This is a genomic window from Bordetella petrii (assembly GCF_020991325.1).
Taxonomy (GTDB): Bacteria; Pseudomonadota; Gammaproteobacteria; order Burkholderiales; family Burkholderiaceae_B; genus Bordetella_A; species Bordetella_A petrii_E.
In genome coordinates, this window is sequence record NZ_JAJMLX010000181.1 from 1 (window position 1) to 9,540 (window position 9,540).

7 protein-coding genes and 2 pseudogenes are annotated in these 9,540 nt (G+C 65.2%); 8 read left to right on the forward strand and 1 reads right to left on the reverse strand.

From position 1 onward, the window contains the following. The 3 genes and pseudogenes from LPZ50_RS16865 to LPZ50_RS16875 form a co-directional block, all read left to right on the forward strand. Window positions 1-96: pseudogene (locus LPZ50_RS16865) on the forward strand (disulfide bond formation protein B); the annotation flags it as partial. Between the two features lie 243 nt (window positions 97-339). Then, window positions 340-504: a hypothetical protein gene (locus tag LPZ50_RS16870; protein WP_230662853.1), complete on the forward strand. Its 165-nt coding sequence runs from the start codon at window positions 340-342 to the stop codon at window positions 502-504. A gap of 33 nt (window positions 505-537) precedes the next feature. Then, a complete protein-coding gene (locus LPZ50_RS16875; RefSeq protein ID WP_230662855.1) occupies window positions 538-2,715 on the forward strand; it encodes a phosphocholine-specific phospholipase C in 2,178 nt (725 codons plus the stop codon). Window positions 2,716-2,747: 32 nt separating this feature from the next. On the opposite strand, the pseudogene LPZ50_RS16880 reads toward LPZ50_RS16875, so the two are convergent. Beyond that, a pseudogene (locus LPZ50_RS16880) lies at window positions 2,748-3,620 on the reverse strand (LysR substrate-binding domain-containing protein); the annotation flags it as partial. A gap of 103 nt (window positions 3,621-3,723) precedes the next feature. On the opposite strand from LPZ50_RS16880, the gene ggt reads away from it, so the two are divergent. The 5 genes from ggt to LPZ50_RS16905 all read left to right on the forward strand — a co-directional run. Beyond that, complete coding sequence (gene ggt, locus LPZ50_RS16885; RefSeq protein WP_230662857.1) at window positions 3,724-5,352, forward strand: gamma-glutamyltransferase; 1,629 nt, start codon at window positions 3,724-3,726, stop codon at window positions 5,350-5,352. Window positions 5,353-5,426: 74 nt separating this feature from the next. Beyond that, window positions 5,427-6,938 carry an ABC transporter substrate-binding protein gene (locus tag LPZ50_RS16890; RefSeq protein WP_230662859.1) on the forward strand — a complete coding sequence of 504 codons (1,512 nt, stop codon included), beginning with the start codon at window positions 5,427-5,429 and terminating at the stop codon, window positions 6,936-6,938. Between the two features lie 100 nt (window positions 6,939-7,038). Continuing rightward, complete coding sequence (locus tag LPZ50_RS16895) at window positions 7,039-7,983, forward strand: ABC transporter permease (protein ID WP_230662861.1); 945 nt, start codon at window positions 7,039-7,041, stop codon at window positions 7,981-7,983. Continuing rightward, window positions 7,980-8,858: an ABC transporter permease gene (locus LPZ50_RS16900; protein WP_230662863.1), complete on the forward strand. Its 879-nt coding sequence runs from the start codon at window positions 7,980-7,982 to the stop codon at window positions 8,856-8,858. Before LPZ50_RS16895 ends, LPZ50_RS16900 begins: the two co-directional genes overlap by 4 nt. Before the next feature lie 14 nt (window positions 8,859-8,872). Next, window positions 8,873-9,540, forward strand: a 668-nt coding sequence (locus tag LPZ50_RS16905) for an ABC transporter ATP-binding protein (RefSeq protein WP_230662865.1), incomplete at its 3' end; no start/stop codon positions are given.

Sequence of the window (9,540 nt, forward strand, 5' to 3'; positions counted from 1 at the left end):
GTCTTCGACATGCCGCCGTGCGCCTGGTGCGTATTTCAGCGGCTCATTTACCTGGTCATTGGCGTGGTGGCCCTGGCAGGGACAGTCGTGGGCGCGAAAACATGGCAGGCGAAGCAGGGCGATGAAAACGCTGCGACGCTAACCGATGCATATGACAGGCATATGAGCGGCCCGCGCGCGTGGTCCGCCGGTGCGGCGCCGCGCGATCCCAGAATTGTCATTGTTGATCCCTAGCATCCCCATGCGGCCTGGCGCCGCGAGTGTCTTTTCCCTGCGTTCCCCCGCGTGTTCCACCGGGGGTTTTTTTCATTATTTGTTGCCCGAAAGAGGAACCCACTCATGAAACCCCAAGCCTGGCCCCGACTGGGAGTTGCGCTGCTGCTGTGTGTCGCCCTGGCCGCCTGCGGCAGCGGCGATTCGGACGATGACGACGACAACCCGCCGAACCCGCCCACCAACCCGGAGCAGCCCAAGCCCGAGCCCGTGCTGCGCTGCGCGCCTTGAACCCTTTTCCGAGAACATCCAGGACTTCGACTCATGTCGCAACATCATCCCGTTTCTCCCGGCAAGCGCAGGTTCCTGCGCAACAGCGCCGCCGCCGCCGCCGGCCTGGCGGCCCTGTCGGCTTTTCCGGCCAGCATCCGGCGCGCGCTGGCCATCCCGGCCAATAACCGCACCGGCACCATCAAGGACGTGGAACACGTGGTGATCCTGATGCAGGAGAACCGTTCGTTCGACAATTACTTCGGCACCTTCAAGGGTGTGCGCGGCTTCGGCGACCGTTTCACCATTCCGTTGCCCGATGGCCGTTCGGTATGGGAACAATCCAACGGCACGCGCGTGGTGCTGCCGTACCACCTGGACAGCACGCAGGGCAATGCACAGCGCGTGTCGGGCACCCCGCATGACTACCCCGACGCCCAGGCCGCCTGGGACGGCGGGCGCATGGACCAATGGCCGCTGCACAAGGAAGATCATTCCATGGGGTTTTATCGCGAGGCCGAACTGGAATTCCAGTTCGCGCTGGCCGAGGCCTTCACCCTGTGCGACGCGTACCACTGTTCCACCCATGGCGGCACGAACACCAATCGGCTGTTCCTGTGGACGGGCACCAATGACCCCGCGGGCGCCGGCAACGGCCCCTCGACACGCAACCAGTGGGACGGCCTGGGCGAGTCAACAGAGGGCTGGACCTGGGATACCTATCCTGAACGCCTGCAGGCCGCGGGCGTGTCGTGGAAGGTGTACCAGAATCTGCCAGATAACTTCACCGACAATTCCCTGGCCGGCTTCCAGCAGTTCCGCCGCGCCAATGAACAGGCAGGCAACCTGCCCAATGGCGCGCCGTATCCCGCCTGGACGCCGGCGGCCGACACCGCCAACCCCTTGTACAAGGGCGTGGCCAACACCATGCCAGATGCCGGCATGCTGCAGGCCCTGCGCGATGACGCGGCCACCGGCAGCCTGCCGCAGGTGTCGTGGGTGGTGGCGCCGGCCACTTACTCGGAACATCCGGGGCCGTCCAGCCCGGTGCAGGGCGCCTGGTATATCCAGGAAGTGCTGAACGCCCTGACGGCGAACCCCGAGGTCTGGAGCAAGACCGTGCTGTTGGTCAATTTCGACGAGAACGACGGCTTCTTCGACCATGTGCCGTCGCCGGCCGCGCCATCGCTGGATGACGACGGTTTCATGGTGGGCGATTCCACCGTCGACACGGCGGCCGAGCGCCACACCGTGGCATCGCTGCAAGACCCGGCCGACCAGTGCGTCTACGGGCCGGGGCCGCGCGTGCCCATGTACGTGGTGTCGCCCTGGAGCCGCGGCGGTTGGGTGAATTCGCAGGTATCCGATCACACCTCGGTGCTGCGTTTCCTGGAAGCGCGCTTCGGCGTGGCGGAAGAGAACATCAGCCCCTGGCGGCGCGCCGTCATGGGCGACCTGGTGTCGGCCTTCGATTTCGAAACGCCCAACAGTGATCCGCTGCCCGGCCTGAGCCTGCTGACCAAGACCCAGGCCGACCTGATCCGCGCGCAGCAGGAAGCGCTGGCCCAGGTGCCCGTGCCGGCCATCGGCGTCCAGGGCTTGCCCGAGCAGGCCCGCGGCGTGCGCTACTCGCGTGCCTTGCCCTATGAATTGCACACCAGCGGCCGCGCCGATCCGTCGGCGGGCAGCATGCAATTGCTGTTTTCCAACACGGGCACGGCGGCCGCGGTGTTCCACGTATACGACCGCCTGCACCTGGACCGCCCGCCGCGCCGCTACACGCTGGAAGCCGGTACCGAACTGGACGGGCGCTGGGGCACCACGGGCGACAGCGGGGCGTACGATCTGTGGGTGCTGGGGCCCAACGGCTATCACCGCCATTTCAAGGGCAACCTGAACGCGCTGGCGCTGCCGCAGGCGGCCAATCCGGAAATCCGTGTCTGCTACGAGGTGTCCCAGGGCGATGTGTATGTATCGTTCCTGAACGGCGGCCAAGTGCCATGCACGTTCAAGGTCACGCCCAACGCCTATTACGGCGGCAACGAGAGCTGGTCGTTCGAAGTGGCGGCGGGCGCCGAGTTCCAGCAGCACTGGGCACTGGCCGACAGCGGCGGTTGGTACGACTTCACCGTCACCCTGGACGGCGACGCCGCGTTCGAACGCCGCTACGCCGGCCGAGTGGAAACCGGCAAGCCCTCGATAAGCGACCCTGCCATGGGCGCGCCCGCCTGATCGCGGCTGGTGCCTGCCGAGGTCCGCAACCGGAACATCGCCAGGCTGTGCGCGCAGATCTCGCGCGTGATGGCCTGGCGGGCATGGTCGCGGCGTTCCAGCATGCCTATGCTGCGGGCCGGGTGGCCCAGTTCCTCGGGCAGCGGCAGCACTCGCAAGTCCGGGCTGCCCTGCCAGTTCGAACCGTTCAGCAGGGGCAGCAGGGTAACGCCCACTTCCTGTCGCACCAGTTCCACCAGCGTCTCGATGGCATTCAATTCCAGGAACTCGCTGACCGACACGCCCAGGCGCTTCAGTACCCGGTCGATCTGGCGGCCGGTGCGCTGGGTGCGGTCGAACCGCAGGAACGGGTTGGCCGCCAGCACGGCGTGCGCGGTCTGGCCGTCGGTCGCGGCGGGGGCCACCACCACCAGCGGTTCCTCGTAAAGCGGCGTCCAGTGGGTGCTGGCGATTTTGCGCCGGCTTTCCACCAGGAAGGCGGCGTCCAGTTCCCCAGCCTCGACCTTGCCGGCCAGCTCGCTGGCCTTGCCGGACAGCACGCGCACGTCCAGCCCGGGGTGTTTGCGCTTCAGGGCCGATACCACCTTGGACAGGGTCCCCATGCACGACACGATGGAGCCGACGGATACCGCTCCGGCCAGCGTGCCGGGCGTATTGCGCGGCAGCCGCAGGCGATCGTACAGGTCTACCAGGTGCTTGATGTCCGGCAGCAGTTCGCGCCCGGCGGCGTTCAGAATGGCCAGCCGGCCGCTGCGGTCGAACAACTCGCGTCCCAGTTCGGCTTCCAGGCTGCGCATCTGAAAGCTGATGGCCGCCTGGGTCAGGGCCACCTGTTCGGCGGCCTCGGAGAAGGAGCCGTGGTGGGCCACTGCCAGGAAGCTGCGCAGGAAGCGTATGCTGCTCATAAAAAAATTTTGTTCGATAAAACAATTATTCAAATTGATTTAATTAGAGCATAAGAGTAATTTCGACTGTCTTTTTCCCGGTTTTTTCTCTCAGGCCGCGTCCATGAAAAACTTCAACTGGAACAACCCTTATCCCTCGTTCCGGATTCCGCTGTTCGCCCGCAATGTGGTGTCCACCTCGCATCCGCTGGCCGCGCAGGCCGGTTTGCGCATGTTGCTCAAAGGCGGCAACGCCGTCGACGCCGCCATTGCCGCGGCCGCCACCATCGTGCTGGTCGAGCCCGTGTCGTGCGGCCTGGGCGGCGATTGCTTCGCCATTGTCTGGGACGGCAAGGAGCTGCACGGCCTGAACTCCTCGGGCGTGGCGCCGGCCGCCTGGAATGTCGAGTACTTCAAGCGCAAGTACGGCACCGGCCCCGACGGCCTGGCCAAGCAGCCCAAGCGCGGCTGGGACGCCGTCACCGTGCCCGGCGTGGTCGCCGGCTGGGCATCGCTGCACGAAAAGCTGGGCAAGCTGCCGTTTGCCGACCTGTTCGAGCCCGCCATCGAAATCGCCGAACGCGGCTACGCCGTGCCGCCGGTGGTGGCCCACAAATGGGCGGCCGCCGCCGACGAACTGCGCGAGCAGCCCGGCTATGCCCAGGCATTCATGCCCAACGGCCGGGCGCCGGCCGCGGGCGAGCACTTCCGCATTCCCGACGCGGCCAACACGCTGCGCCGCATTGCCGCAAGCGGTGGCCGCGACTTCTATGAAGGCGAGCTGGCCGAGAAAATCGCCGCGTTCAGCAAAGAATGCGGCGGCGCCATGACACTCGACGACCTGCGCGCCTACCGCCCCGAATGGGTCAAGCCCGTATCCAAGTCGTACCGCGGCTACGAACTGCACGAAATCCCGCCCAACGGGCAGGGCATCGCGGCGCTGATGGCGCTGGGTATGTGCGAACACTTCGACCTGGCCAACATGCCGGTCGATTCGGTGCAATCGCAGCACGTGCAGATCGAAGCCATGAAGCTGGCCTTCGCCGACCTGTACCGCTATGTGTCCGATCCGCGCTCGATGGACGTCACGCCGCAGGAAATGCTGTCGGATGCCTACCTGGCCAGCCGCGCCAAGCTCATCCGCCTGGACCGTGCCTCGCAGGTCGAACCGGGCCGCCCGCATGCCGGCGGCACCATCTACCTGACCGCCGCCGACGAAAACGGCATGATGATCTCGTTCATCCAGTCCAACTACATGGGCTTCGGGTCGGGCGTGGTGGTGCCGGGCACCGGCATCAGCATGCAGAACCGCGGCGTCGGTTTCTCCATGGATCCCAAGTCGCCCAATGTGGTCGATGGCGGCAAACGGCCGTTCCACACCATTATTCCGGGCTTCCTGACGCGCGGCGGCAAGCCCGTGATGAGCTTCGGCGTCATGGGGGGCGACATGCAGCCCCAGGGCCACCTGCAAACCGTGATCCGCATGGTCGACTATCACCAGCAGCCGCAGGCGGCCTGCTGCGCGCCGCGCTGGAAAGTCAACCGCGATTTCACGCTGGACATCGAGTCCAGCATGAACCGCGACACGGTCGACGGCCTGCGCGCCCTGGGCCATTCGATGAAGTCGGTGGATGACCCTTACATGGACTTCGGCGCCGGCCAGTTCATCTGGCGCATGCACGAAAACGATAATGAGCTGGGCTATGTGGCCGCCAGCGACAGCCGCCGCGACGGGCAGGCGGTTGGATTCTAAGCGGGATCATGGCATGCTGGACCGGCGCCCGGCGCCGGTTCCATGCCCATAACATCAACACAAGGGAAATATCCATGAAGAAGCACTTCAAGCTGGGGTTGTGCGCCGCCTTGCTGGCGGTCGCATCGGGCACCGCCATGGCGCAGCAGATGCGCATCGGCCTGCAGGAAGACCCGGACGTACTCGACCCCCACCGCGCCCGCACCTATGTGGGCCGCATTGTGTTCACCTCGCTGTGCGACAAGCTGGTGGACGTGAACGAGAAATTGCAGTTCGTGCCGCAACTGGCCCAGTCGTGGTCCTGGAACGACGACAACACCGTCCTGACGTTCAAGCTGCGCACCGACGCGCTGTTCCACGACGGCAGCAAGTTCGACGCGGCGGCCGCCAAGGCCAACCTCGAGCGCGCCAAGAACCTGCAGGACAGCATGCGCAAGGGCGAACTGGCTTCGGTGGTGAAAATCGAGGCCCCCGACGCCGCCACGCTGGTGCTGACGCTGAAGCAGCCCGACGCGACCCTGCTGGCCTCGCTGTCGGACCGCTCGGGCATGATGATGTCGCCCAAGACGTTCTCCGACGATACCGCGGCGGTCGGCCGCCAGCCGGTGTGCTCGGGCCCGTACAAGTTCGTCGAACGCATCCAGAACGACCGCATCGTGCTGGACAAGTTCGACCAGTACTACGATGCCAAGAGCTACGCCTTCAAGCGCGTGGTGTTCCTGCCGATTCCCGACACCACCGTGCGCCTGTCCAACCTGCGCGCGGGCGGCCTGGACATCATCGAGCGCATGAACCCGTCCGATGCGCCGCAGGTAAAGGGCGATGCCAGCCTGCAGTTCGCGCCGGTATCGGGCCTGGGCTACCAGCAGTTCTATTTCAATTTCGCCAATGGCAAGCGGGCCGAAACCAACCCCTTCAAAGACGAGCGCGTGCGCAAGGCTTTCGAGCTGACCATCGACCGCAACATCATCAATGAAGTGATAGGCGGCGGCATCTTCGACCCGGCCAACCAGCCTTTCCCGCCGGCAAGCCCTTATCACAGCGACAAGTTCCCCATTCCTGCACGCGACGTCGCCAAGGCCCGCGCCTTGCTGAAAGAAGCGGGCCTGGAGCAGGTGAAGGCCGAGCTGGCGTTCGGCAACAACACCACTACCTCGGCCATCGCGGAAATGGTGCAGGCCATGTCGGCCGAAGCCGGTTTCCAGCTCAGCCTGCGGCCCACCGAGTACGCGGCGCTGCTGAACGAGGCCCAGGGCGGCAATTTCGAACTGCTGATGCGCGGTTGGTCGGGCCGGGTCGATCCCGACGGCAACATCTACCAGTTCGTGACTTGCAAGGGCGCCCTGAATGACGGCCGCTACTGCAACCCGGAAATCGACAAGCTGCTGGCCGAGGCCCGCACCGTGCCCGACGAAACCAAGCGCAAGGCCATCTATGACAAGGCCCAGGCCATTTTGCAGGGCACCACGCAGTCGGTATACATCTACTATCAACCCTGGCCCTTCGTGCTGGCCAAGAAAGTGCAGGGCTTCAAACCTTACCCCGATGGCATGATCCGCCTGAAGGGTGTGACGTTCGCGCAATAACCGGGCCGCGATTGCCCGCCTGGTATCGGGCCGTGCCGTAGCGCACGGCCCGCGCGTTTGGCGCCCGGCGGTGCGCAGCCCAGTGTTTTAGGTTCCATCCATGTTCAAAATCATCCTGCGCCGCGTGCTCGTGGCGATCCCGACCCTGATATTGGTGTCGATGATCGTCTTCATGTTGCAGAAAATCCTGCCTGGCGACCCGGTGCTGACGCTGGCGGGCGAAGAACGCGATCCCGCCGTGCTCGACTATCTGCGCGACAAATACCGCTTGAACGACCCCTTGCCCGTGCAGTACGGCGCCTGGGTATCGCAGGTGCTGCAGGGCGACCTGGGCCGGTCGCTGCGCACCGATGTGCCGGTTACCGAGCTTATCGCCCAGAAGCTGCCCGTGACGCTGCAACTGGCCGCCATGGCCATGTTTTTTGCGCTGATCGTCGGGGTGCCGATGGGTATCGTGGCGGCCGTGCGCAAGGGCACGGCCACTGAAATGGGCGCCAACGTGGCGGCGCTGTCGGGCATGTCGATTCCTAATTTCTGGTTGGGCATCCTGCTGATCATGCTGGTGTCCGTGAAGTGGCGGCTGTTGCCGGCCTCGGGCTATGTGTCGCCGTTCGACGATTTCTGGATGTCGATGAAAACCATGCTGATGCCCGCGCTGGTGCTGTCCACCGCCATTGCGGCCTACCTGATGCGCCACACACGTTCGGCCATGCTGGAGGCCCTCAGCGCCGACTACGTACGCACCGCGCGCGCCAAGGGCGTGTCGCCGCGCCGCGTGGTGCTGCGCCACGCGCTGCGTAATGCGCTGATGCCTATCGTCACCCTGGTGACCCTGCTGTTCGGCGAACTGCTGGCCGGCGCCGTGCTGACCGAGCAGGTGTTCACCATTCCCGGTTTCGGCAAATTGATCGTCGACGCGGTGTTCACCCGCGACTACGCCGTGGTGCAGGGCGTGGTGCTGTGCGTGGCGGTCGGTTTCATCATCATGAACCTGCTGGCCGACATTCTGTACATCCTGGTCAACCCCCGCCTGAGGCACGCATGAGCGCACATTCCGCTACGGCAAGCGCCGTTCCGCCGCCCCGCAGCCGCAATCGCGCCTGGGGCAAGTTCAAACGCAACCGCGTCGCGCTGCTGGGCGCCGCCATCGTACTGGCCGTGGTGGCGCTGGCGCTGTTCGCGCCCTGGCTGGCCACGCACGATCCGCTGCAAACCAGCTTCATGAACATCCGCAAGGCGCCTTCCGAGGCCTTCTGGCTGGGCACCGACGAACTGGGCCGCGACATCTACAGCCGCATGCTGTACGGCGCGCGGGCATCGTTGATGGCCGGCCTGGTGTCGGTGGTGATCGCGCTGATCGTCGGCGTGCCCTTCGGCCTGGTGTCCGGCTATTTCGGCGGCTGGATAGACAGCGTGGTGTCGCGCTGCACCGAGGCGCTGCTGGCCATTCCGTTCCTGATCCTGGCCATTGCGCTGGCCGCGTTCCTGGGCCCCAGCCTGACCAATGCCATGATCGCCATCGGCGTGTCGGCGGCGCCCAAGTTCATCCGGCTGGCGCGCGGGCAGGTGCTGGCCGTGAAAAATGAAGACTACGTGCAAAGTTCGCGCGCCCTGGGCGCGTCGGACACGCGCATCATCACGCGGCACATTCTTCCCAACATCATGCCGCCGCTGATCGTGCAGGCCACCATCACCATTGCCACGGCCATTATTGCCGAGGCCAGCCTGTCGTTCCTGGGCCTGGGCCTGCAGCCGCCGAATCCTTCGTGGGGCTCGATGTTGAACACGGCCAAGAACTTCATGACGCAGGCGCCGTGGATGTCGATCTTCCCCGGTTCGGCCATTTTCCTGGCGGTGCTGGGTTTCAACCTGCTGGGCGACGGCCTGCGCGACGCGCTCGACCCAAGGCAAGAGAAGTGAGCACGATGACGAGTATGGATGCCAAAAGGGTAGTGCAGGTCGATGGCCTGACGGTCCGTTTCAATACCCCCGACCGCGTGGTGGAAGCCGTGCGCGATGTCTCGTTTCACGTCGACCGCGGCGAAACCCTGGCCATCGTGGGCGAATCCGGTTCCGGCAAATCGGTAACATCGCTGGCGCTGATGCGCCTGGTGGAATACGGCGGCGGCCAGATCGTGGGCGGCGACATGCGGCTGCGGCGCCGCAATGGCGAAGTACTGGACCTGGCCCGCGCCAACGAACCCGTGCTGCAGCGGGTGCGCGGCGCCGACGTGGCCATGATTTTCCAGGAACCCATGACCTCGCTGAACCCCAGTTTCACGGCCGGGGCGCAGATCGCCGAGGCCCTGCAGTTGCACCAGAACCTGGATGCGGCTGCGGCGCGCGCCGAGACATTGCGCATGCTGGAAAGGGTGCGCATTCCCGAGGCGCGCGCCATTCTCGACCGCTATCCGCACCAGTTGTCGGGCGGCATGCGCCAGCGCGTCATGATTGCCATGGCGCTGTCGTGCAAGCCGCAGCTGCTGATCGCCGACGAACCCACCACCGCGCTGGACGTGACCATTCAGGCGCAGATCCTGCAGTTGATTCGCCAGTTGCAGGAAGAAATGGACATGGGCGTGATCTTCATCACGCACGACAT

Coding starts and splice junctions, on each gene's coding strand:
- LPZ50_RS16870 (WP_230662853.1), top strand. CDS start 340: ATGAAACCCCAAGCCTGGCCCCGACTGGGAGTTGCGCTGCTGCTGTGT.
- LPZ50_RS16875 (WP_230662855.1), top strand. CDS start 538: ATGTCGCAACATCATCCCGTTTCTCCCGGCAAGCGCAGGTTCCTGCGC.
- ggt (WP_230662857.1), top strand. CDS start 3,724: ATGAAAAACTTCAACTGGAACAACCCTTATCCCTCGTTCCGGATTCCG.
- LPZ50_RS16890 (WP_230662859.1), top strand. CDS start 5,427: ATGAAGAAGCACTTCAAGCTGGGGTTGTGCGCCGCCTTGCTGGCGGTC.
- LPZ50_RS16895 (WP_230662861.1), top strand. CDS start 7,039: ATGTTCAAAATCATCCTGCGCCGCGTGCTCGTGGCGATCCCGACCCTG.
- LPZ50_RS16900 (WP_230662863.1), top strand. CDS start 7,980: ATGAGCGCACATTCCGCTACGGCAAGCGCCGTTCCGCCGCCCCGCAGC.